This window comes from Pseudomonas paracarnis, assembly GCF_904063055.1.
Lineage (GTDB): Bacteria > Pseudomonadota > Gammaproteobacteria > Pseudomonadales > Pseudomonadaceae > Aquipseudomonas > Aquipseudomonas paracarnis.
Genome location: NZ_CAJFCN010000004.1, coordinates 110676 through 134148 on the forward strand (window position 1 = coordinate 110676; position 23473 = coordinate 134148).

A 23473-nucleotide genomic window follows, 5' to 3' on the forward strand; every position below is an offset into this window, starting at 1 on the left:
CCCCCCAATAATCAATCAGCTCCTTATAAAAGCCAGCAAATCCGCATTAATCGTATCGGCATGGGTAGTAGGCATGCCATGCGGGAAGCCCGGGTAGATTTTCAGCGTGCTGTTTTTCAACAATTTGGCGGACAGCACCCCGGCATTTTCATGGGGGACGATCTGATCATCGTCGCCATGCATGACCAATACGGGAATCTGGATGCTCTTCAGGTCTTCGGTGAAATCGGTCTGGGAAAACGCCACGATCCCGTCATAGTGCGCCTTGGCACAGCCCATCATGCCTTGCCGCCACCAGTTCAGGATGATGCCCTCGGACGGCTTGGCGCCTGGGCGGTTATAGCCGTAGAAAGGTCCGGCGGGAACGTCCTGATAGAACTGTGCGCGGTTGGCTTTCAGCTGCGCCTGCAAGTCGTCGAACACTGACTTGGGCAGGCCACCAGGATTGCTCGGGGTCTGGACCATCAAAGGAGGGACGGCACTAATGATGGCGGCCTTCGAGACGCGGTCTTCGCCGTGGCGGGCGATGTAATGAACCACTTCACCGCCGCCGGTGGAGTGACCGACATGCACCGCGGTTTGTACGCCCAGATGCTCGACCACGGCCGCGACGTCGTCGGCATAGTGGTCCATATCGTGCCCGTCCCAAACCTGGCTGGAACGCCCGTGGCCACGTCGGTCGTGGGCAACGACCCGGTAGCCTTCGCCCAGGAAAAACAGCATTTGCGCGTCCCAATCATCTGCGCTCAGTGGCCAGCCATGATGAAAGAAAATGACCTGGGCATCGCGTGGGCCCCAGTCCTTGTAGAAAATTTCAACACCGTCTCGCGTGGTGACGTAGCCCATGTTCGCCTCTCCCAAATGAAATGATGGCCTGATCGAATCGCGATCATGGCGCTGGATTGACCCACTGCAGCCCATTCGTGTCTGGCAAGCGTGCCGTCTACGAATCGCCGCCTTGGCCGCCCAATGACTTTAGGTTTAAAGTCAACTTTAAGGTCAATGGTTTTTTGTGGGTGGTACATGAGAATAGGCGAGTTGGCAAAAATCAGCGGGTTGGCGGCCTCACGCATCCGTTTCTACGAAGCGAGCGGCCTGATCCAATCGGTTGAGCGTAAATCCAACGGCTATCGGGACTATGCACCCGGCACCGAGGCGGTGTTGGAGATCATCAAGGGTGCCCAGGCAGCCGGTTTCTCTCTGGAAGAAATCCGGCAGTTAATGCCCAGAAGTGCCGGTGGTTGGCAGCATGACGAGCTGCTCAGCGGGCTCAAGCACAAGGTCGAGGAAATCGAGGTGCTGCAACAACGGCTGGCCCAGAACAAGGCTCAGTTGCTGAACGTCATCAAGGGCATCGAAGGCAAGCCCGAGGGCATGGCCTGTGCGGAGAATGCGCAGATGCTGATTAACCGTCTGCGCGAGGAAGGGGGCGCTCCAGCCTCATCCACAAGAAAAAGCGCCCGCCGGGCCCCGAGGGCCTGACCGGCGCACAAGGGTCAGCGTTCGCCAATCAGGTTGGCGAGCGGCTCTGGCGCATAGAGTGCGCTCTGGAACTCGGGTACGTATTCGTACTTCAGCATTTTCCCCAGCTTGAGGTCGCGCAGGTAATTGGACAGGCTGCCATCGCCCAGCGTGAGGGTGGCTGAGTCTGCGTCACGGCTGGAGCCATGGCTGAGCTGGCGGGAAACCGCGTACCCGTAGGCCAGTTGGCCGTGGTGATCGAGATTGGTGAAACTGCTGGTGACCAGGTCCGCATCATGGGACAGTTTCTCAAGCTTTTTGGCCTTGAACGACACGTCCAGCTTGCCGGTCTGGCTGTCGGTAATGTCATACACCACCGAGTGCCCATCCTCTTTGCGATCAATGCCGGTCAGCCATTTCGGCAGGTTGTAACCGACCACGCCGCGCACCCGCGCCAGCTCGGTATTCACCGGCAGCTTGAGCACATAGCCCCAAAAATCCTGCGACATCGACTGGCCCACCAGCGTGAAGGGGCCCAGGTTGGCTTTGCCAGGTTTGTTAGTGATGATCGACACGGCGACTTCGTTATAGGCGTCGTTATCGCAATGCTCATAGGTGTACGCAGTAAACGCGATCAGTCCGCGACCCGGCCAGACTTGCAAGGGTTGCACGGCGGCCAGTACCTGCGGTGGCATCAACGCCCGAAGCTTATCGATGTCAGCCGTATAGACCGCTGTTACCCGACTGTTCTGATAGTAAAAATTGGGCGAGTAGGATTCAAAACCGATGTCGACCTTGTGCTTTTGCAACCCTTTGAACCAGCTTAAATCAACCTCTGGTAATTCTGCTGCAACCACCGACAACGGCGGGTTGGAGCGAAAGCGGTCGTACAAGCCGCCCTTGACGACGGGCACCTGCTGGCCGGCGATATCGATGTGGGTTGTGTCGTTGGGGCTGGGCATCTCGGGCGTTCCCGCCAACGCAAGGTTGGCAAAAGGGGTGAGCAGCAATCCGGTTAAAATGGCGCTTGGAATGTTCAATCGGTTTTCTCCAGAGAGGGGCTAGGCGCTATCGTTCGTGGGACAGCTCGGTTATTACGGCGAGTGCGACGGCCTTGGGCGATTGCGGGTTCTGGCCCGTGATCAGGCGGCCATCGGTGATGACAAATGAGGTGAACGGCACCCAGCCCTTGCGGTAACGCGCCCCTTGGCTCAGCAGCCGGTCTTCAAGCAAGAACGGCACCTCACGCTTCATGCCCGATAGCAGTTCTTCGCGATTGGAGAAGCCGGTGATGTTTTTGCCCTTGATGATCGCGTTGCCCTGTTCATCCTTCAGATCCAGCAGGCCCGCCACACCGTGGCACACGGCCGAGACGATGCCGCCCTGGTTGTAAATGGTTTGGGCGACACGTTGCAGGTCGAGGTTGCCTGGGAAGTCCCACATGACACCGTGGCCGCCGGTGAAGTAGATCGCGCGAAATTGCGACGGATCGACATTGGCGATGGGCAGCGTGTTTTGCAGCCGGGCGCGAAAGGCTGGGGACTGCAACTGCTCACGCGCCGGCTTGTCCATGTACAGCCAACCGAGGCTGCGCTCGTCCAGGGGCACAGCGCCACCTTTGGGGCTGGCAAACACCGTCGTATAGCCAGCCGCTTCCACAACCTCGGTGAAATGCGTCAGCTCAGTCAGCCAGAGGCCCGTGGTATCGGCCCTTGAGGGGTAGCTGGCGTGGTTGGTCATGATCACCAGGATCTGGCGATTGTTCGCAGCGGCCGTGGAAGGGCCGGGTTCAGCCTGTGCAAATGTCATAAGCGCGCCACCTATCGCTACCAACGCAAAAGAAATAAGGGTTTTGAGCATGATCCAGGGTCCAGTAATCCTGCCGGTTGGTGCATGCTCACCTTAAACCTCGCTTTAAGGTCAACCCCTGCTTTGGCAAAAAAAAACCGAGTCGTCTTGGGGCGTGACGGCTCGGCTTCTTTTTTGGGCGTGTTGAACGTTTAGCCAGCTGCTACAGCCGCCTCGCGCTCCATCAACTTATCGACCAACAGCATTCCCAGCTCACTTAACTGATGAATTGCCAACGCGACGTCGCGCTGTTTACCGGTCAGTTCATCTGACAGGTCGAGCAGCAGGGCGGTTACTGAGGAAAAGGTTTCATAGCTATTGGCGACGAGCATTTCGTTGCTGGCATCGTCGGCAACGCTGAACAGCGGTGTCGAGGGTGGAGGAGGGGGCTCGGCGTTGGGGTTGAGGGCGTGATCGATCGCACGACGGGCTGCCTGATCAAGCTTCAGGTTTGGATCGTTTGGAGGGTTGGGCGTGACTTTGTACATATGCGTAATTCCTGAATGGGGCCGACACCGTTTCGCTACTAAACGAAAGGGTGGCAGCTGTACGCAGGTTAGTAGACCGGGGAATTACACAAAGCCGGCGCGCCCGAAGGCGCCCTACGCACAGCCACCATCAGGCACAGACAGGAACGTCTGATAGATGAAGCTCATGCACTAAGTGTAATTGACCCTCGGGCTACTAAACCCGATCACTGAGTTGTCAGCGACCGAGCCACCTTAGAGACGCCCATCCAAGCGCACAAGCCGGCGGATTCTGACGCAACTGTAGGCAACGGAGCAAGGTGGTGCAGCGCGCTGTAGGACATGTTTACAGGGTGCCGCCGTTACCCCGCTTAGTCGTGGGCGAACTGGTCAATCAACCCCAGACGTGGAACATGGCTGTGTGGCTGTAGCAGCGCGCCAGGAGCAATGACTGCGTTTGCGCCAATTTTGCAGCCGTCACCTACCAAGGCACCGAATTTGTTCACCCCCGTCTCGATCACATTATCTGCGTAACGGATCTTGATATTCGCTCCTTCCAGCTCGTTACGATAATTGGCAATGATTGCACCGGCTTCAATATTGACGCCTTCGCCAATCAACGAATCGCCGACGAAATTTAAGTGCGCCAGCTTGCTGGCGGCCAGCATGAAGGTGCTTTTGAGTTCGCAGCTTGGGCCCACAATGCAATGGCTGCCCAAATACACGTCGCCACGCAGGTAAGCTCCCGCTGCTACAAATGAGCCTTCGCCGATGATGATTGGGCCCTTGAGCACAGCGCCTTCTTCGACAATGGCGCTTTCGTGGATGGCGCAGTTTCCGTGGCGTCGGTAGCCCGTGCCGAGGCGTGAGAGCAAGGCTAGAACCTGGTTTTCGCAGTCTTGAGCCACCCGCCAAGCGGCAGGCTGCGTCAGGCCAAGGGAGGGCCATTGAGCAATGAATGTACTGATCTCAGGTAGTTTCATGGAGAGCGCTTCCGATGTCGGGAGGGGATAGAACCGCGCTGTTGCCGCTAGAGCAGCGGGCTCAGGCCTCATCTTACAGAGAGCTGCCCCCGATTTACTGAATCCCCACGAAAGCCGCCGACTCGCCCATCCCCAGGCAAAACATCTTGCGATACTCCGAAGGCGACGTCCCCAGTTGCGCGGCAAAATGCTGTCTCAACGACAGCGCGGTGCCAAACCCCACTTCGCCTGCAATGCATTCAACCGGCAGTTCCGTGGTTTCCAGCAGCGCCTGCGCCCTGGCCACGCGCTCAGCGTTCAGCCATTTGGACACGGTGGTGCCGGTGGCTTGCTTGAAGCGGCGGGTAAAGGTGCGCCGGCTCATCTTCGCCCGGTCGGCCAGCACATCGAGCGACAGGTCGCTGGCCAGATGGGTGCGCGCCCATGCCAGCACCTCCGACAGGTGTGTCTCGCTGGAGAGTTGCGGCACGGTGTGTTCAACGTATTGCGCCTGGCCACCTTGGCGATGTGGCGGGGTCACCAGCATCTTTGCGGTGCGGTTCGCCACATCGGCGCCGAGCCGCTGGCGTATCAAGTGCAGGCAGCAGTCGATGGCCGCGACGGTACCGGCGGAGGTGATGATGTTGTCGGCACACACATAAAGCGCCTGGGGCCTGAATCGCGCGCTGGGAAAGCGGCGCGCAAACTCGTCGCGGGCGGCCCAGTGGGTGGTGGCTTCCTTTTCGTCCAGCAGGCCAGCATCGCCCAGCACGAATGCGCCCAGGCACAAGCCGACGATCAGCTTGCCCTGTGCATTGGCCAACTGCAGTGCTTGGACGAGCGTAGGGGAGGCCACGACCGATTGATCGCCCCAGGCGGGGATGATGATCACATCGGCGGTGTGCATCAGTTCCAGGCCACTGCTTACCGAGAGGCCCAGGCCTTGGTCGCTGCTGACCATGCCAGGCACTTCTGCGCAGTAATTGACCTGGTAATAGGGCTCATCGGGTGTGGATTGAGCGGTTCCCAGCACCATCCCCGGCACGGAAAGATGGAACAGGCTTACGCCATCGAAGGCGAGAACGGCTACGCGGATGGGAGGCATCAGGCCACCTCTGGTGCTGAGTCGGATGGCCCGATTATATCGCTATCTGTCATTCAGGCCACTGTTGGCTGTCGCGGGGTTCGGCAAGAATGAACGCCTCGATCCATCAACAGGACTCAACTTATGAAACTTACAACGCTCCCCCTGGTTTTCAGCATCGCTTGCGGTGCGGCTGCCACGCCCGCATTCGCAGGCTCGGCCACCCCTGAGGCAGCCCATAAAGTGGACCTTCAGCAAGTGCGTAACGCGACGGTGAAGATCACCTATGGCGGTACCACCTTCCTGATTGACCCGATGCTGGCCAAAAAGGGCACCTATCCAGGGTTCGAACATACCTACCGTAGCGAGCTGCGCAATCCACTGGTGGATTTGACCGAGTCGCCGGCACAGGTCATTGCCGGTGTCGATGCTGTGATCGTCACCCACACGCACCTTGATCACTGGGACGATGCGGCACAAAAAGCGCTGCCCAAAGACATCCCGTTGTTTGCCCAGCATGAAGAAGACGCGCAGTTGATCCGTTCCCAGGGTTTCAAGAATGTGCGTGTGCTGACCGACGAAGCGGAATTTGGCGGCGTCAAAATCACCAAGACCGGCGGCCAGCATGGCACCGATGAGATGTATGCCGTGCCGGCGCTGGCAAAGCCGTTAGGCGAAGCCATGGGCGTGGTTTTTCAAGCACCCGGCTACAAGACACTGTACCTGGCGGGTGACACGGTATGGCGTAAAGAGGTCGACCAAGCCATCGAGAAATTCAACCCCGAGGTGATCGTGCTCAATGCCGGGAAAGCCATGATGACGGGGTATGAGGGCTCGATCATCATGGGCGAGGAAGACGTGCTGCGCGCTGCACAGGTGGCGAAAAACGCGAAAATCGTGGCCGTCCATATGGACGCCATTAATCACATGTCCCTGACCCGCGAGGCGTTGCGCAGCTACGTCAAGCAGCACGGTATCGAGGGGCGTGTGGATATTCCTGAGGATGGCACTTCATTGGCTTTCTGACGCCAGGCGCAGGTCAAAATGTGGGAGGGGCGGTGCGACGATTCGACTTGCTCCCGATAGCGGTGTATCTGCCACTCAGAGGTTGGCTGACCTGCCGCAATCGGGAGCAAGCCCACTTCCACATTGGTATGTTGATCGGCCTCCCGTTTCGGCTGACGCTGCCGCAAGGCGACTCGATGTCCGATCAGGGGCTAAGGGACACAAGCGCTAATAGTTTCGCTCGGCTGCCTGCACGGCGGCTGGACTAGGATTTTTTCTGGCGGTGCACACCAACATTAAAATTCACTGGCATCTACAAGGAGTAGCCAGTAGGCTACATTTGAATCTGTGACCAATACGATCAGCACGACGCCCGAGGAATTAAGCGGGCAAAAGAGATTCTCGATGCCCTGAGAGGTCAATGACATGAGTCAGTCAACATTCAAACCAGAGGACATGCCGATCCTCGAGCTGGATACATCCGGCACCAGCGCCTATGAGGCTTCACGTTTCCTTGATAGCCCGCAAACTATCAGTGCCTATCTTGCGCAAAGCATGGCGTGCCACGACCCGCAAGTCCTTATGAAGGCGCTGGCCGAGGTTGCCAAGGCCCAGGGAGTGAACAAGGTTGCCGAAGCGGCGGGGGTGAATCGGGAGAGCCTGTATAAAACCCTGAAAGGCGGCTCAAAGACGCGTTATGAGACGGTCCAGAAGCTGATGTTGGCATTAGGGGTGGAACTGACGGTGCAACCGATTGCCGCGACCGCAATTAATAAAACGGTCGTCATTGGCAAAACGTGATGAACCAAAAACAGGACGGTTTATTTGCTTGAAAATAGATACGTCCCTTTTTGTCGACAGAGCGCCCATTCGCCATTTACGCGAGAAGGCGTGTTGATGTGCGCCTGGTCTTGTAGGAAATCGACCTCTGGCAGCGTAGGGTTTCCTCCATGATACTGGTTATATATCCAGTATTTGCAGGTCGGCGCGCTCCTGAAACGAAAATGAGTGAAAAATGGGCCTGTGGCAAAAAAAAGCAACTCCGTTAGGTTGAGGTCCTCTCCTTCAAGAAAGGAGAGTTCTTAATCAAATCAATGGAGTCACAACATGAACAAACCACAAACCCAGACACCTCTTCGCCATGGTCGTGTCACATCCCCTTCCAGCCGTGGCGCAGTCGCCGTGGATCTTGGCCTGCTGGAAACCTGGCAGGTCAATGAAATGGAAGGCGGCAAGAACTTCCCGGCACTGACGGCCGGTCCGTTCCCGGCGCCTTATCAAACCGACAGTGACAGCGTCACGCCACCCGCCGACGGCGTCATCCTCAGCGGTGGCAAGACCGATGCCCGTGACTGCGTCAACTTCACCCACGAGGAAATGGCCAAGAAACTTGGTCGCGCCTTCACCTGGCCGTTGCTCAATGTCGAGCCGGGTCAGACCTTCAAGGTCACCTGGGCATACACCGCGCCGCACACCACCCGTGGCTATCGCTGGCTGATCACCAAGGATGGCTGGGATCCGAAACAGCGCATCACCCGCGCGCAACTGGAAACCCAGCCGTTCGCTGAAGACTTCTATGCCCAGGTGCCGTACTACAGCCATGCAGGCGAACTGAAGGCCAAGGTCAATCATGAAGTGAAACTGCCGACCCACAAAAAGGGCCAGCATGTGATTGTGTTGATGTGGATCGTCGCCAACACCGGCAACGCCTTCTATCAAGCCTTCGATGTGGACTTCAAATAAGCCCGCACCGTTAAACCCACACGTTCTGAAGGATTAGAACATGTCAAAGATTGACTTTACCTCACTGCAATCGCCGCTCAACGATGCCGCTTCGCTGATGCCGAGCATTGCCGGCAAAAAGATCCTCATGGGCTTCTGGCACAACTGGCCTGCCGGCCCGAGCGATGGCTACCAGCGTGGCCAGTTCGCCAATATCAGCCTGGCGGATGTCCCAAAGGATTACAACGTGGTGGCCGTGGCCTTCATGAAGGGCAACGGTATCCCAACCTTCAAACCGTACAACCTGTCCGATGCCGAGTTTCGTCGCCAGGTGGGCGTGCTGAACAGCCAGGGCAGGGCGGTGCTGATTTCCCTTGGCGGCGCCGATGCACACATCGAACTGCATAAAGGCAACGAACAGCCACTGGCCAGCGAGATTATCCGCCTGGTGGAAACCTATGGCTTTGATGGCCTGGATATCGATCTTGAACAGAGCGCGATTGATTTCGCCGACAACAAGACTGTCCTGCCCGCCGCCTTGAAACTGGTTAAGGACCACTACGCGGCTCAAGGCAAACACTTCATCATCAGCATGGCGCCGGAGTTTCCGTACCTCACCACCGCCGGCAAATACGTCGGTTACATCCAGGCGCTGGAAGGCTATTACGACTTCATCGCCCCGCAGTATTACAACCAGGGTGGCGACGGCATCTGGGTGCAGGAGGTCAACAGCGGCAACGGCGCCTGGATTGCCCAGAACAACGACGCGCTGAAGGAGGACTTCCTGTTTTACCTCACCGAAAGTCTGGTGAGCGGAACGCGCGGGTTTACCAAGATCCCGGCAGACAAGTTCGTCATTGGCCTGCCTGCGAACGTCGATGCGGCTGCCACCGGTTATGTGATCAACCCAACAGCCGTGACCAATACATTCAAGCGTTTGCACGACAAAGGATTGTCGATCAAGGGCCTGATGACCTGGTCGGTGAATTGGGACAACGGGATCAGCAAAGACCATGTGCCCTACAACTGGGAATTCAGCCGCCGTTATGGGCCGATGATCAATGGCACTGCTCTCTCTGGCCTGGAGCAGGATGAGGCGGATCTGGAGGTCGCCGATCGGCAGTAGCGCAAAGGGGCCTCTGGCAGACGTGCCAGAGGTCAAACCGCTAAGCTTCTGATCTGACTAAAATCCGATGCCTGTTTGGGCATCGGATTTTTTGCGTCACGCTCACATTGCGCTGAGCGTTCCTCAAACCGAGTTACCGCACCAAACAAGGCCGCTTGTTATCAAAGCCCCAACCCGGGATCAGAAACTGCATCGCCACACTGTCATCCCGGGCTCCAAGGCCCATGCCTTTGTACAGCTCATGGGCCTGGGCTACGGCGTCCATATCAATATCCACACCCAGGCCAGGCTTGGCCGGCACCTTCACATAGCCCCCTTCAATCTTCAACGGCTCCCGCGTCAGGCGCTGGCCGTCCTGCCAGATCCAGTGGGTATCGATGGCGGTGATCTCGCCGGGGGCGGCCGCCGCCACCTGGGTAAACATCGCCAGGGAAATATCGAAGTGGTTATTGGAGTGCGAGCCCCAGGTCAGGCCCCACTCGTTGCACATCTGCGCGACGCGCACCGAGCCCTGCATAGTCCAGAAGTGCGGGTCGGCGAGGGGGATGTCCACTGATTGCAACTGGATGGCATGGCCCATTTCACGCCAGTCGGTGGCGATCATGTTGGTGGCGGTTTTCAGGCCCGTGGCGCGGCGGAATTCGGCCATGACTTCGCGGCCCGAGTAGCCGTTTTCTGCGCCGCAGGGGTCTTCGGCGTAGACCAGCACATGATGCTGGTCGCGGCACAGGCGGATGGCTTCTTTTAAGGACCATGCGCCGTTGGGATCAAGGGTGATGCGCGCATCGGGAAAACGCTCGGCCAGCGCAGTGACGGCTTCGATTTCCGCGTCGCCACTCAATACGCCGCCCTTGAGCTTGAAATCGTTGAAACCGTATTTGGCCTTGGCCGCTTCGGCCAGGCGCACTACCGCGTCGGCGGTCAGGGCTGTTTCATGGCGCAGGCGGAACCAGTCGTCATCGGCGTCGGCCTCGTTGCGGTAGGCCAGGTCGGTGGCGTTGCGATCCCCCACATAGAACAGGTAGCCGAGCATCTTCACTGCGTCGCGTTGCTGGCCTTCGCCTAGCAAGGCGGCCACCGGCACTTCGAGGAACTGGCCCAGCAGGTCAAGCAGTGCGGCCTCCATGGCGGTGACGGCGTGGATGGTGATGCGCAGGTCGAAGGTTTGCAGGCCGCGGCCCGCGCTGTCTCGAGACGCAAAGGTACTGCGCATCTGGTTGAGAACGCGCTGGTACTGGCCAATCGGCTGGCCGACCACCAGGCTGCGGGCGTCTTCCAGGGTTTGGCGAATGCGCTCGCCGCCGGGCACTTCGCCCACGCCAGTGTTGCCACTGCTGTCCTTGAGGATGACGATATTGCGCGTGAAGTAGGGGCCGTGGGCGCCGCTGAGGTTCAGCAACATGCTGTCGTGGCCGGCGACGGGGATGACTTGGAAATGAGTAACGACAGGGGTATTCATGGCGCGTTCCTGGCTGAGTTCAAAGAGGTTTGCTGATGGCGGCGCCGCTGGGCACGGCCGGTACGGCAGAGGGTGAGGTCTTGGCAAAGAACACCAGGATGGCCGCGAGCACCGAGGTGCAGGCCAGGCCATACAGCCCGCCCTGTATCGAGCCGGTGGTTTGTTCGAGAAAGCCGAAGGTAGTCGGCGCCACAAAACCGCCCAGGTTGCCGATGGAGTTGATCAGCGCGATTACGGCGGCGGCGATGCGCACATCCAGGTAGCCCTGAGGGATCGGCCAGAACAGCGAAGACGCAGATTTAAAGCCGATGGCCGCAAAGCAGATCGCAACGAAAGCGAAAATCGGCCCGCCGGTGGTGGACATGAACATGCCGGCCGCCGCGATCAGCAGGGCCGCCGCGACCCAGGCTTGCTGGAACTTGAACTTGCCCGACAGCGACGCGAAGGCGTACATGGCAATGATCGAGATCAGCCAGGGGATCGAGTTGAAGAAACCCACCTGCACATCAGTGAGGTCACCCATCTTCTTGATGATGCTGGGCAGCCAGAAGGTGGCGGCGTAGATCGTCAGTTGAATGCAGAAGTACAGAGCACAAAACAGCAGGATCTGGCGGTCCTTGAGCAGCTTGCCGAGGGTGGGTTTCACCGTGGTCAGGGCTTCGCGATCACGTTGCTCCTGATCGATGGCGCCCACCAGCGCATCCTGCTCTTCGCGGCTCAGCCACTTGGCGTCGTGGGGTTTGGAGTCGAGCCAGAACCACACGAAGAAGCCCAGCGCCACCGAGGCCAGGCCCTCGATGCCGAACATCCATTGCCAGCCATGCAAACCAAAGCCTTCGATCTGCAACAACGCGCCCGACAACGGCCCGGAGATCAACGACGCCACCGCCGAGCCACTGAGGAAGATCGCGATGGCCTTGCCACGCTCCACGCCGGGCAACCAGCGCGTGAAGTAATAGATCACGCCCGGGAAGAATCCTGCTTCCGCCACACCCAGCAGGAAACGCAGGATGTAGAAGTGGGTTTCGTTCTGGATAAACGCCATCAGCGTGGCGACGATGCCCCAGGTGAACATGATGCGGGTCAGCCAGATACGCGCGCCGACTTTTTGCAGCAGCATGTTGGACGGCACTTCGAACAGCGCATAGCCAATGAAGAACAGCCCGGCGCCGAAGCCGTAGGCCGCTGCGCCGATCCCCAGGTCATGCTCCATGTGCGTGCGCACGAAGCCGATATTGACCCGGTCGATGTAGTTGAGGATGAACATGACCACGAACAGTGGGAGCACATGACCCTTCACTTTGCTCACGGCGCGGGCGAGCGCTGAATCACTTTCGGGTACGGCAGGTGCTGGGCTTGAATGCTTCACGAATGAAAACTCCCCCTGATTATTTTTATGCGGGCTTGGTGTTTTGTTGACAGACATCATACAAGTTGTTTTTTGAAGGCCGCAATCCTGTGAGGGCTGTTTTTGTTCTTATAAGCCGGTATTGAGATTGGCTATTTTGGTTATTTGCCAGGTTTTATTGGGTTTTGCCTCGCTGGTGACGGCTCGGGGTGTGCGCTTCTCTCAAAGCGAAGACAGGGTCGGGTGAGGTGGGATGAGTGCGTTGTCATACAAGTTGGGTGTTTTTCGTCACCACCCGTCGCCCCGTGCGCTCAGGGTGATAAGCTCCCCCCAGCCCAACCCCGTGGACCCGTCTCGATGCCGATTAAAAGCACACCGCCTGTGCGTAAACGTTCCGCCAACCTGGCACAGGGTGTGGTCGAGGCACTGACCCAGCGCATCCAGTTGGGACAACTCAAGCCGGGTGAAAAACTGCCGTCCGAATCCACCATCGTGCTTGAGCATGGGGTGAGCCGTACCGTGGTGCGTGAAGCCTTGTCCAAGCTGCAGGCGTCGGGGCTGGTGGAGACGCGTCACGGCATCGGCACCTTTGTGCTGGAGCAGCACACGCAGCCGGGCCTGCGCTTGCATGTGGACACGGTCGCCAGCGTGCGCAACATGCTCGAATTGCGCCTGGGCCTGGAAGTGCAAGCGGTGGCGTTGGCCGCGCTGCGCAGGAGCGAGGCACAACTGGCCCACATGCGCCAGGCACTGGACGACTACCAAGCCTCCCTGGCCAACAACGACAGCTGTGTGGAGGAGGACAAGCGCTTTCACCAACTGATCGCCGAAGCCACCGGCAATACCTTTTTCACCGACATCATGCAGCACCTGGGCACGGCGATGATTCCGCGCACCCAGGTGAATGCCGTCGAGCGCGGCGGCGCGGACTTTGCCCAACTGGGGCAGTTGGCGAGCCTGGAACACGAGGCCATCTACAACGCTATCAAGCGCCAGGACCCGGACGCCGCACGGGCGGCCATGGTGCTGCACTTGACCAACAGCCGGGATCGATTTTCCGGGCACTCTTAAGGAATCACCGTTGAACGAACACACCTTGTCCCAGCGCCTGGAGCGCGTTGCCGCGCACATACCGACGGGTGCCCGCCTGGCCGATATCGGCTCCGACCACGCCTACCTGCCGGTGGCCCTGATACACCGCGGCGCTATTGCGGCGGCCGTGGCGGGGGAAGTGGCCGCGACACCGTTTCAGGCGGCCAACCGTACCGTGGCCGACAACGGCCTGAGGCAGCACATCACCGTGCGCCTGGCCGATGGTTTGGCGGCGATTCAAGCCGGCGATGACATTACCGCCATCAGCCTGTGCGGCATGGGCGGCGAGACGATCCGCGACATTCTCGAAAGCGGCAAGGCGCACCTCAATGGCCGGGAACGCCTGATCCTGCAACCCAACGGCGGCGAGCAGCCGCTGCGCCTATGGTTGATGGACAACGGCTACCGGATCCTGCACGAGGAGCTGCTGCTGGAAAACCGCTTCTACTACGAAATCATCGTTGCCGAACGCGCCGAGGCGGTCACCTATACCGCCGAGCAACTGTACTTCGGCCCGCTGCAAATGCAGGCCCGCAGCCCGGCGTTTGTGGCGAAATGGCAACGGATGTTGCGCCAGAAGCGCAAGACATTGGCCAGCCTCGAACAGGCGCGGCAGGCGGTGCCCGAGCAGAAAGTGCAGGAGATCGTGCAGCAGTTGAAGTGGATCGATCCGTTGCTCGCCTGACCGCCACCGGTCCAGTGTGGGAGATGTGGAGCTTTAGTGAGGCTTCGAGCGGTGTATCAGGCAACATCCATGTCGTGAATGCCGCAGCCTTCGAAGCCTCGCTAAAGCTCGACATCTCCCACATTCGATCGTGCAGGCCGGTGCTGCCTGGCGACATTCGCGGCACTTCACCGCTACGCTGTAGTCTTCTCTTAAATCCCCCCAAGGTGTTGCCTCGATGATCACTGTTCACCACCTCAACAATTCCCGCTCACAACGTATCCTGTGGGCGCTTGAAGAATTGGGCCTGCCCTACGACATCAAATGCTACCAGCGCGACGCCAAGACCAACCTGGCGCCGCCTGAACTCAAGGCCATTCACCCCCTGGGCAAATCCCCGGTGATCGAAGACGGCTCGCGTGTGCTGATCGAGTCCGCCGCGATCATCGACTACCTCATCCGCTGCCACGGCAACGGTCAACTGCAACCCGACCCGGCCACCGATGCCTACGACAGCTATGTGCAATGGCTGCATTTTGCCGAAGGCTCGGCCATGCTGCCGCTGATGCTCAACCTCTACGTCGGACGCCTGGGTGAAGCGGGTGCGCCGCTGCATCCGCGGATTGAATCGGAGCTGGCCAACTACCTGGGCTACCTGAATGATGTGCTGGGCCACACGCCGTACCTGGTGGGCGACGCACTCAGCGGCGCGGATATCCAGATGAGCTTTATCGGCGAAGTCGCCCAGGCCCAGGGCAAATTGCAGGCCTACCCGAACCTCGCGGCGTGGCTGCAAAAGCTCCAGGCGCGGCCGGCTTATCGCAAGGCGGTGGAGCGGGGTGGGGAATACGCATTCGCCAAATAGCCAGAAGCCATGTTGGAGGAGGCTTGCCCTAATGCCAGTCAGTTAAGCGCAGATCTCCTGTGGGAGCGGGCTTGCTCGCGAAAGCGGTGGGTCAGTCAGCCTCGATGTTTGCTGGGCCGACGCCTTCGCGAGCAAGCCCGCTCCCACATTTGACCTTCGCTGCTTTGAACACTTCGTTCGCTTAACTGACTGGCATTGAGGCTTGCCCCCTCCCACATTTACAGCCTTAGACCCAGGTTCGTCAGGTGAACCTTCGAGTCTCCCAGCGCTCACTTAAAAGGTGGCACTGGCTTTTCTCGAAAGGAATCTGCATGCACTCCACCTCGTCAATCGCGCCCGTAGAGCGCGAACTGAGCCTGCGGGCAGTCATCACCGGGATCGTGCTGGGCATCCTGCTGACCCCTTCCAATGTGTACGCAGGCTTGAAGATCGGCTGGTCGTTCAATATGTCGATCATCGCCTTGCTGATCGGTTATGGCCTCTGGCAAGGCCTGGCCCGGCGTTCCGCTGAACACCTGCCGTGGACCCTGCACGAGAGCAATATCAACCAGACCGTGGCCTCTGCCGCGGCGTCGATTATTTCCGGCGGGCTGGTCGCGCCCATCCCGGCCTATACCCTGCTCACCGGCAACCAACTGGCAGCGCTGCCGATGATCGCGTGGGTGTTTTCGGTGAGCTTCCTGGGGATCTGGATCGCATGGTACCTGCGGCCCTCATTGCTCAATGACAAGGCGCTGAAGTTTCCCGAAGGCATGGCCACCCTGGAAACCCTGCTGCACATCTACAACCATGGCCGCGAAGCTGCCACGCGCTTGAAAGTGCTGCTCGGCGCGGCGCTGTTGTCGGGGCTGGTCAAGTGGGTGGATACCTTTATATGGGCCTTCCCGCGCTGGTCGCCGAACGCCCAGTTGGAGCGCCTGACCTTCACCGCCGACCCCTCTCTGCTGTTGCTGGGGTTCGGCGGCATCATCGGCATTCGCGTAGGCCTGACCCTGTTGCTCGGCGCCTTGCTGGCATGGGGCGGGCTGGGGCCGTGGCTGTTGGCCGATGGCTTGGTGAGCCTGCCCGCCGACAGCAGCGGCCCGCAATTTGCCGCGCTGGTGGAATGGCTGCTGTGGCCCGGCGTGAGCCTGATGGTGTGTTCCACCCTGGCGTCCCTGGCGATTCGCCTGTGGGCGTTGCATCGCTCAACCCGAGCGGCTGGCGGCACGCCCTGGGCGGTTCCCAAGCCTGGGCCTGCCGTGGGGTTTGCCTTGGCGATTGCGTTGGTGGTGAGCCTGCAAGCGCTGTTGTTCGGTATCAACCTTGGGATGGCGCTGCTGACCATTCCCCTGGCGAGCTGCCTGGCCGCCGTCGCGGCGCGGGTGGTGGGGGCTACCGGTATTCCGCCGATTGGCGCCATCGGGCAACTGTCCCAGCTGAGCTTTGGTATCGCTGCGCCCGGCCAGGTACCGATCAACCTGATGAGCGCCAACACCGCTGGCGGTTCGGCGGGGCAGTGCACGGACCTGATGAATGACTTCAAGGTGGGCAAGGCGATTGGCGCGACGCCGCACAAACAGGTTATCGCCCAGATTCTTGGGATTTTTGTCGGCAGCATCGTCGGCGTATTCGCGTACCTGGCGTTGATCCCCGACCCGCAAACCATGCTGCTCACCGAACAATGGCCAGCCCCGGCCGTCGCCACCTGGAAAGCCGTGGCCCAAACCCTGACCCACGGTTTGGATTCACTGTCCCCCAGCATCCGCTGGGCCATCGGCATTGCAAGCTTGTTCGGCGTGCTGCTGGGCATACTCGACAGCACATTACCCACCCATCGCGCCCGCTACCTGCCGAGTGCGGCAGCCTTGGGACTGGCGTTTGTCTTGCCTGCGTCGGTGTCGCTGATGATGGCCCTTGGCGCGATCATGACCTGGGCCGTGAGCTGTCGCTGGCCAAGTGTGACGCAGCGCTTTGCGATCACGGCAGCGGCAGGGTTGATCGCCGGTGAGAGCATTACCGGCGTAGGCGCGTCGTTATGGCAGATGCTGGGAAATGGATGAATGGCCCACGTGGATTTACAACTCTTCACCACTTCAAAAGGCTCACCGTTATAGGCTTGGCGCTGCGACGTCTGGATCACGCCCCGTCAACGACCGTTGAGCCTACCCCATGAAACTGCCCGCCATCGCTGCCACGTTGCTCGCCTTCGCTACGCTGCATCCGCTACCCGTACACGGCACGCCCATCACCCATGTCGCCATCTACCGTGGCCCTGCGGGTTGCGCGGACTGCTCGGAAAACGTGAAAACCGCCTTGCAGCGTCTCAACCCGAATTACCAGATCGACTTCGTGGGTGCCGACGAACCCATCGACATCACCCCACACACCTTGGCCCGCTACGACCTTTATGTACAACCCGGCGGCGGCCAGGACATCCCCGGCGCCCTCGACAGTCTCGGTGATGAGCGTGCCGAGGCTATCCGCGACTATGTTGCCAAGGGTGGCCGTTACCTGGGCCTGTGCATGGGCGCCTACCTGGCGGACGACAACAATCTCGGGCTGATCCCCCAGGCGCTGGACACCGAAGCCGGCCGCCCCGGTTTTGAAGTGACCGGTATCGACGACGCTGCTGTGCGGGTGACGTGGGACGGCCAGGCTGATCATGTGTTCTATCAGGACGGCCCGTACTTTCCCAAGGCCAGTGCCGCCGCGCCCTACAGGACCCTCGCCACTTACCGCAATGGCGATGTGGCAGCGGCGCGCTATGCCTACCAGAAAGGCGTTGTGGTGCTGAGCGGGCCGCATCCGGAAGCCGGCCAGGAGTGGTTCGAGAATGCCGGTATCCCACTGGACAAGATGCCGCGTGGGGAGCTGTTTGGCTCGCTCATACGCAGCGTTCAAGAGTAAGGCGTGACGCTCGGTAAACCCGTGCACCGCCATGACCAATGTCGATATCAGACTCGATGATGGCGTAACCAGGCTACTTGTACCGGGCCCCGCGCACTTAAGGTGAGGGTCATTGGCCGCCTGAGCACAACAAAAACAATGATTAGCCTGACTCCCAACGATTCTAACGGTCAGCTGGCGCAAGGCTTCAAGCCCCGCCACGTGACTATGTTGTCCATCGCCGGCATCATCGGCGCGGGGCTGTTTGTCGGCTCCGGACATGCCATCGCCGCAGCAGGGCCAGCGGTGTTGCTGGCTTACCTGTTCTCCGGCCTGCTGGTGGTGCTGGTCATGCGCATGCTGGGGGAAATGGCGGTGGCACGCCCGGACACCGGCTCGTTTTCCACCTACGCCGACCAGGCCATCGGCCCTTGGGCGGGGTTCACCATCGGCTGGTTGTATTGGTGGTTCTGGGTGCTGGTCATTCCCATCGAAGCCTTGGCCGCCGGGCACGTGCTCAACCAGTGGTTCCCTCAGGTTGATGCGTGGCTGTTTGCGTTGATCTCAATCGTGTTGCTGGTGATCACCAATCTGTTCAGCGTGGCCAAATACGGCGAATTCGAATTCTGGTTCGCCATGGCCAAGGTGATCGCCATCGTCGGCTTTATCGGCCTGGGCTTCAGCGTCCTCATGGGCTGGATCCCGGATCGCGAAGCCAGCGGCTTGAGCCGCTTGATGGAAGAACACGGCGGTTTCGCCCCCAACGGCCTGTCGGCGGTGGTAGGCGCGTTCATTACCATCATGTTCAGCTTCATCGGCACTGAGGCGGTGACCATCGCCGCAGCGGAATCGAGCAACCCGGCGCAGAACATCGCCAAGGCTACCCGCTCGGTGATCTGGCGCATTGGCGTGTTCTACCTGTTGTCGATCTCCGTCGTGATTTCCGTGGTGCCCTGGAACGATCCGCTACTGGCGTCCGTGGGTTCCTATCAGCGTGCACTGGAAATTATGAACATCCCCAACGCCAAGTTCATGGTCGATGTGGTGGTGTTGATCGCGGTAGCCAGTTGCATGAACTCCTCAATCTACATTTCCTCGCGCATGTTGTTTTCCCTGGGCAAACGCGGCGATGCGCCACCGGCACTTAAAATCACCTCAAAGGCGGGCGTGCCCAGGGCTGCGGTGATCGCCAGCACCATCATCGGTGCGGGCGTTACGTTGCTGAGCTACTTCATGCCGGCCGGTCTGTTCCAGTTCCTGCTCGCCAGCTCCGGCGCCATCGCGTTGTTGGTGTACCTGGTGATCGCTATCTCGCAACTGCGTATGCGTCGCTTGCTGCTTCGGCAGAACGTCGAGTTGACCTTTCGCATGTGGCTGTTTCCCTGGCTGACTTACCTGGTGATCGTGTTCATCTGCCTGGCCCTGGGGGTGATGATGGTGACGCCCGAGCACCGCACCGAAGTGTCCTCGACCATTGGCCTGGCGTTGGTGATTTCCTTTATCGGCCTGGTCACGTCGCGCCAGCACAACCGGGCACCCAAGCCGGTGGCGCTGGAACAGTCCTGATCACGCCCGTGGGGTAGCGGTGATGGAAACCGAGGCACCTGTTTGCCAGACCATCGGCTTTTTGCTGCTGGACCAATTCACGCTGATATCGCTGTCGTGTGCGGTCGAGCCGCTGCGCATGGCCAACCAATTGGCTGGCGAAGAGCTCTACCGTTGGCAAACCCTGAGCCTGGACGGCCAGCCGGTGTGGGCCAGCGATGGCGTGTCGGTGACCCCGGATGCGTGCGCGCAGGACCAGCGCGGTTTTGATGCGGTGATCGTGTGCGGCGGCGTCGGCATTCAACAGGCTATCAGCCCTGCGCTCATCGCTTGGTTGCGCAGCCAGGCGCGCCTGTACTGCAAACGTCTCGGCGCGATATGCACCGGCAGTTGGGCGCTGGCCCAGGCGGGGTTGCTTGATGGCTTCCAGTGCAGCGTGCATTGGGAGCTGATGGCGTCGATGCAGGAGGCGTTTACCCGCGTCAAGGTCAGCTCCAGCGTGTTCACCCTCGACGGCAACCGCTTTACCAGCTCTGGCGGCACTGCGCCGCTGGACATGATGCTGCACCTGATCGGCCGCGATCACGGGCACACGCTGTCGGCGGCGATTTCCCAGATGTTCGTGTACGAGCGCATTCGCAACGAGCGCGACCACCAACGCGTGCCGCTCAAGCACCTGCTCGGCACGCAACAGCCCAAGCTGCAAGAAGTGGTCGCCCTGATGGAAGCCAACCTGGAAGAACCCATCGACCTCGACGAACTGGCCGCCTACGTGCACGTGTCCCGCCGCCAGTTGGAGCGTATGTTCCAGAAGCACTTGTACTGCACGCCATCGCGCTATTACCTCAAACTGCGCCTGACCCGTGCCCGCCAGTTGCTGATGCAGACGCCCATTTCGATTGTCGAACTGGCGGTGATTTGCGGCTTTGTCTCCACGCCGCATTTTTCCAAGTGCTACCGGGATTTCTTCGGCGTGGCGCCCAGCGATGAGCGCTCGGACATGCGCCTGCATCCGCCGCCTGCGTTACGGCCAGAGGGGCAATCCCTGGCCCCGCAACAGCCCAGAAATACACTGGAGCAGGCGCGCGACGAGCCGACGTTTGCTACGGTGCAGATTCAAAGGCGATAGGGCTTGGGGCTTGCCCGAATGCCAGTAGGAGCGAGCAAGCCCGCTCCTACAAAAGGCAATAAGCCTCAGCGCTCAAATCCACTGGTCATTCAACGCGGTACGCTCACCGCCTTCATGCCCGGTATTCAAAATGCCCCTTGGCTCGATCATCATCAGCCTGGCTTCACCTTCGGCGGCGGTCCTGTGCTCAATGCCACGCGGCACCACATACAACTCACCCGGCTTCACATACACCGGGCCATCCGGCAGGTCGATACGCAACGTGCCTTCAAGCACCAGGAACGCTTCATCGGTTTCGGGGTGCGAATGCCAAATGAATTCACCCTCGATACGCACGACCTTGAACTGGTAGTCGTTCATTTCGGCGACTACTCTTGGGCTCCATTGCTGGTCGATGAGCGAGGCTTTTTGAGCAAGGTTTACAGGCTGTGCTTGAGTCATGCGGGATCTTCCTGTCGATGAGAAGGCCAGACTATCCAAGCAAGCGGTCAGCAGGCTTGTACGATCCTGCAACCTCTCCACTCGTACGCTCCCGCATTCCCCACGGGAATGCAGCACATAAAATTAATGCATTTTTCTTACTGCCACGGTTAACGTAATTTGCGTCAAGGCCACGGAGAACCGCCTTGAACTCATCCTCATCCAATCCTGCTGACAAATTCGATACCTCAAGAGCCAACGAGTACGCACGACAAAGCCGTATCGCGTTGGCGGGCTATGACGCGTGCCAGGACCTGGCAGCCTGCATGCTCGCGGCAAGCCTTGGTGATGCCCCTTCGGCCAAGGTACTTGTGGTCGGCGCCGGCGGTACGGCGCAGGAGATCATCGCCATGGCCAGCCTTGAACCGGAATGGCGCTTCATGGCGGTTGATCCCTCCCAGCCGATGCTCGACGCGGCAAGGCAGCAGTTGGAAGCCAACCACTTGCTTGATAGAACCACCCTGCATCTCGGGACGCTTGAAGACCTGGCAGCAGACGCATCATACGACGCCGCCACCTTGATCGGTGTGCTCCACCATCTGGAGGGTGACGACGCCAAGGCCCGAATGCTGCGATCGATTCGGGCGCACCTGAAACCGGGGGCACCGCTGATCGTCGCGGGCAATCACTATGCGTATGCCAGCCAGCCGTTGCTGCTGGCGGCATGGGGCCAACGGTGGCGTCAGCATGGCGCCACCCCGGACGAAGTGAAGGCCAAGCTCGGCAAAATCCTTCAAGGCGCCGACCCGCCACATTCCGAGGCCGCTGTTCAGAAGCTGTTGCACGACGCTGGCTTCGGCGACGCGACCCGTTTCTTCAGCAGCCTGTTCTGGGGGGCTTGGCTGACGTGTAAGGTGCAATAGCGAAGTCAGCAACCCGTGGCACGATTCAGATCGCCCGGAGAGTAGCCAGCCGCCGACGCCAATCGCCGCCATGCCGAAGGTGGCATTCCTCTTCGGAGTCGAAACTGACGCAGCGGGCGATGTTCGGGACGTGCACGTCAACGTCATCCAGCGCGGCGGTAGTCAGCTCGCGCATACGGGCGTCCGCCCCGGTTGCGAGGGCGTGAGCCTTGCTCGCGACGCTGTCGAATACCCAGATCACCCGCAGGCTTTGGGGGAAGGCGCGGTAGTCGACGGTGTGGGTCAGCCAGTCGAAGCCCGTTATTTCGGCTTTTGCGATCTCGCAGGCGTCGGTCAGGGCTGCAATGAGGCGGCGTTCGATACGGGCGTGGTCGCGTGAGGCTGGCGGCATAAAAAGGAGGTCCGTGAATCCTGGGAGTGGGTTGGGGCTTCAGCCGATAGGCTGATCAGAGCATAGGTATTTACACAACTTCGGCACGACGCTAAATCTGTGGCGAGGGAGCTTGCTCCCGTGACGGCCTGACAGCCGGCGCATATCCATCTGACGCTCCGAAATCCAAATGTGGGAGCTGGCTTGTCGGGTCGCCGCATCGCTGCGAAGACGGCCTGCCAGCCGACGCCAATCTACCTGACCCCCCACGATCCAACTGTGGGAGCTGGCTTGCCTGCGATGACGGCCTGCCAGCCGACGCCAATCTACCTGACACTCAGCGATCCAACTGTGGGAGCTGGCTTGCCTGCGATCGCGGCCTGCCAGCCGACGCCAATCTACCTGACACCCCGCAATCAAACTGTGGGAGCGGGCTTGCTCGCGAAGGCGGCCTTATAGGCGACACAGCTATACCGAGTACATATCCATTCCTGCGGTAACGGCCACTTAGGGTTCCGCCCTGACGGCGGCTCACTTTCGAAAAGCGCGAAAGTAAGCAAAGCGCTCTTGCCCCACCACTCGGCACCTCGCCTAGGCTCGGTGTGCCCGAACACAGTCTTGAATCCGTGGGCCGCCGCCACGCGCCATCCATGGCGCGGGGCGGCTAACCCGGCGTCCTGCCGGGTTACCCACGAATTCAAGCCTGCGTTCGGCCAGCGTGGTTTAACGGGGCGCCTGAGATCAAAAGCAGATCAAGATCAAGATCAACAGCGGCTCGCTTCGCATCGTGGTTACCGTTGAGCGCTACAGAGTTGTGTAGATACCTATGCTGATCAGAGCGGGCGCTATTGAAGCGAAGGACGCAACCGTTGCCACTCATTCCAGCAATCCTCGGCAACGATATCCGGGTAACCCCGTTCTTGTTCCATCGCCAACGCGGTGGAGAAGGTTACCGCAATGCAAGTGGCCTGGTCGCGGATATTGCACACTTCGACTTCGCTGAGAGGGGTGCCTTTTTTCGATTCGGCGGCGGTCAGCAAGGCGGCCAGGGCGGGTACGAAAACCAGGCAGAGGGGCTCGGTAGACATCAGCTTTTTCCTGAGTGGGGTGGGGCG

At 59.9% G+C, this 23473-nt stretch carries 23 protein-coding genes and 1 pseudogene; 13 read left to right on the top strand and 11 right to left on the bottom strand.

Annotation, left to right across the window (positions count from 1 at the left end; translation table 11 throughout):
- Positions 1 to 15 precede the first annotated feature (15 nt).
- Positions 16 to 846, bottom strand: a complete 831-nt coding sequence (locus tag JMV15_RS10260; protein WP_019817542.1) for an alpha/beta fold hydrolase — start codon at positions 844 to 846, stop codon at positions 16 to 18.
- Between the two features lie 177 nt (positions 847 to 1023).
- Between JMV15_RS10260 and JMV15_RS10265 the strand changes: the two genes are divergently transcribed.
- The gene (locus JMV15_RS10265; protein ID WP_014719214.1) at positions 1024 to 1482 is read left to right on the top strand and encodes a MerR family transcriptional regulator; all 459 of its coding nucleotides are present in this window, start codon (positions 1024 to 1026) and stop codon (positions 1480 to 1482) included.
- A gap of 14 nt (positions 1483 to 1496) precedes the next feature.
- On the opposite strand, the gene JMV15_RS10270 is transcribed toward JMV15_RS10265, so the two are convergent.
- From JMV15_RS10270 to JMV15_RS10290, 5 genes are all read right to left on the bottom strand, one after another.
- Entirely contained in the window at positions 1497 to 2423 is a 927-nt protein-coding gene (locus JMV15_RS10270; RefSeq protein ID WP_019817544.1) for an acetoacetate decarboxylase family protein, read from the bottom strand.
- Positions 2424 to 2529: 106 nt separating this feature from the next.
- Positions 2530 to 3270 carry a type 1 glutamine amidotransferase domain-containing protein gene (locus JMV15_RS10275; protein ID WP_038450951.1) on the bottom strand — a complete coding sequence of 247 codons (741 nt, stop codon included), beginning with the start codon at positions 3268 to 3270 and terminating at the stop codon, positions 2530 to 2532.
- A 191-nt stretch (positions 3271 to 3461) separates the two neighbouring features.
- Positions 3462 to 3797 (bottom strand): DUF6124 family protein, encoded by a 336-nt coding sequence (locus JMV15_RS10280; RefSeq protein ID WP_019817546.1) that lies wholly within the window; start codon positions 3795 to 3797, stop codon positions 3462 to 3464.
- 350 nt (positions 3798 to 4147) lie between these two features.
- The gene (locus JMV15_RS10285; protein ID WP_038450949.1) at positions 4148 to 4759 is read right to left on the bottom strand and encodes an LbetaH domain-containing protein; all 612 of its coding nucleotides are present in this window, start codon (positions 4757 to 4759) and stop codon (positions 4148 to 4150) included.
- 94 nt (positions 4760 to 4853) lie between these two features.
- Positions 4854 to 5843, bottom strand: coding sequence for a GlxA family transcriptional regulator (locus JMV15_RS10290; RefSeq protein ID WP_032872732.1), 990 nt, complete (start codon positions 5841 to 5843; stop codon positions 4854 to 4856).
- A gap of 123 nt (positions 5844 to 5966) precedes the next feature.
- Between JMV15_RS10290 and JMV15_RS10295 the strand changes: the two genes are divergently transcribed.
- The 4 genes and pseudogenes from JMV15_RS10295 to JMV15_RS10310 all read left to right on the top strand — a co-directional run.
- Entirely contained in the window at positions 5967 to 6848 is an 882-nt protein-coding gene (locus JMV15_RS10295) for an MBL fold metallo-hydrolase (RefSeq protein WP_038450947.1), read from the top strand.
- Positions 6849 to 7253: 405 nt separating this feature from the next.
- A complete protein-coding gene (locus tag JMV15_RS10300; RefSeq protein WP_019817550.1) occupies positions 7254 to 7628 on the top strand; it encodes an addiction module antidote protein in 375 nt (124 codons plus the stop codon).
- 306 nt (positions 7629 to 7934) lie between these two features.
- Positions 7935 to 8570 carry a lytic polysaccharide monooxygenase auxiliary activity family 9 protein gene (locus JMV15_RS10305; protein WP_038450945.1) on the top strand — a complete coding sequence of 212 codons (636 nt, stop codon included), beginning with the start codon at positions 7935 to 7937 and terminating at the stop codon, positions 8568 to 8570.
- Between the two features lie 40 nt (positions 8571 to 8610).
- A pseudogene (locus tag JMV15_RS10310) lies at positions 8611 to 9612 on the top strand (chitinase); the annotation flags it as partial.
- Positions 9613 to 9808: 196 nt separating this feature from the next.
- On the opposite strand, the gene gudD reads toward JMV15_RS10310, so the two are convergent.
- Together gudD and JMV15_RS10320 are read right to left on the bottom strand one after the other, a co-directional pair.
- Positions 9809 to 11134: a glucarate dehydratase gene (gene gudD, locus JMV15_RS10315; protein WP_038450941.1), complete on the bottom strand. Its 1326-nt coding sequence runs from the start codon at positions 11132 to 11134 to the stop codon at positions 9809 to 9811.
- A 19-nt stretch (positions 11135 to 11153) separates the two neighbouring features.
- Entirely contained in the window at positions 11154 to 12503 is a 1350-nt protein-coding gene (locus JMV15_RS10320) for an MFS transporter (RefSeq protein ID WP_038452224.1), read from the bottom strand.
- 336 nt (positions 12504 to 12839) lie between these two features.
- Here JMV15_RS10320 and JMV15_RS10325 point away from each other — a divergent pair, with 336 nt between their 5' ends.
- The 7 genes from JMV15_RS10325 (at position 12840) to gbdR (ending at position 20645) form a co-directional block, all read left to right on the top strand.
- Positions 12840 to 13553, top strand: coding sequence for a FadR/GntR family transcriptional regulator (locus JMV15_RS10325; RefSeq protein WP_014719204.1), 714 nt, complete (start codon positions 12840 to 12842; stop codon positions 13551 to 13553).
- Positions 13554 to 13563: 10 nt separating this feature from the next.
- Positions 13564 to 14259 carry a tRNA (adenine(22)-N(1))-methyltransferase gene (locus JMV15_RS10330; RefSeq protein ID WP_201491429.1) on the top strand — a complete coding sequence of 232 codons (696 nt, stop codon included), beginning with the start codon at positions 13564 to 13566 and terminating at the stop codon, positions 14257 to 14259.
- Between the two features lie 217 nt (positions 14260 to 14476).
- A complete protein-coding gene (locus JMV15_RS10335; RefSeq protein ID WP_038450937.1) occupies positions 14477 to 15103 on the top strand; it encodes a glutathione S-transferase family protein in 627 nt (208 codons plus the stop codon).
- Between the two features lie 311 nt (positions 15104 to 15414).
- A complete protein-coding gene (locus JMV15_RS10340; RefSeq protein WP_038450935.1) occupies positions 15415 to 17145 on the top strand; it encodes an OPT family oligopeptide transporter in 1731 nt (576 codons plus the stop codon).
- A gap of 109 nt (positions 17146 to 17254) precedes the next feature.
- Entirely contained in the window at positions 17255 to 17992 is a 738-nt protein-coding gene (locus JMV15_RS10345) for a BPL-N domain-containing protein (RefSeq protein WP_019817556.1), read from the top strand.
- Positions 17993 to 18130: 138 nt separating this feature from the next.
- Positions 18131 to 19537, top strand: a complete 1407-nt coding sequence (locus JMV15_RS10350) for an amino acid permease (protein ID WP_014719199.1) — start codon at positions 18131 to 18133, stop codon at positions 19535 to 19537.
- 22 nt (positions 19538 to 19559) lie between these two features.
- Positions 19560 to 20645 carry a choline metabolism transcriptional regulator GbdR gene (gene gbdR, locus JMV15_RS10355; protein WP_038450933.1) on the top strand — a complete coding sequence of 362 codons (1086 nt, stop codon included), beginning with the start codon at positions 19560 to 19562 and terminating at the stop codon, positions 20643 to 20645.
- 72 nt (positions 20646 to 20717) lie between these two features.
- Here the strand turns inward: gbdR and JMV15_RS10360 are convergent, their stop codons facing one another.
- A complete protein-coding gene (locus tag JMV15_RS10360) occupies positions 20718 to 21086 on the bottom strand; it encodes a cupin domain-containing protein (protein ID WP_005789834.1) in 369 nt (122 codons plus the stop codon).
- A gap of 185 nt (positions 21087 to 21271) precedes the next feature.
- On the opposite strand from JMV15_RS10360, the gene JMV15_RS10365 reads away from it, so the two are divergent.
- Positions 21272 to 21988, top strand: coding sequence for a class I SAM-dependent methyltransferase (locus tag JMV15_RS10365; RefSeq protein ID WP_032904106.1), 717 nt, complete (start codon positions 21272 to 21274; stop codon positions 21986 to 21988).
- A gap of 25 nt (positions 21989 to 22013) precedes the next feature.
- Here JMV15_RS10365 and JMV15_RS10370 read toward each other — a convergent pair whose 3' ends face one another.
- Together JMV15_RS10370 and JMV15_RS10375 are read right to left on the bottom strand one after the other, a co-directional pair.
- A complete protein-coding gene (locus JMV15_RS10370; protein ID WP_038450931.1) occupies positions 22014 to 22379 on the bottom strand; it encodes a hypothetical protein in 366 nt (121 codons plus the stop codon).
- An 824-nt stretch (positions 22380 to 23203) separates the two neighbouring features.
- The gene (locus JMV15_RS10375; RefSeq protein ID WP_014719193.1) at positions 23204 to 23446 is read right to left on the bottom strand and encodes a hypothetical protein; all 243 of its coding nucleotides are present in this window, start codon (positions 23444 to 23446) and stop codon (positions 23204 to 23206) included.
- Between the last annotated feature and the right edge of the window lie 27 nt (positions 23447 to 23473).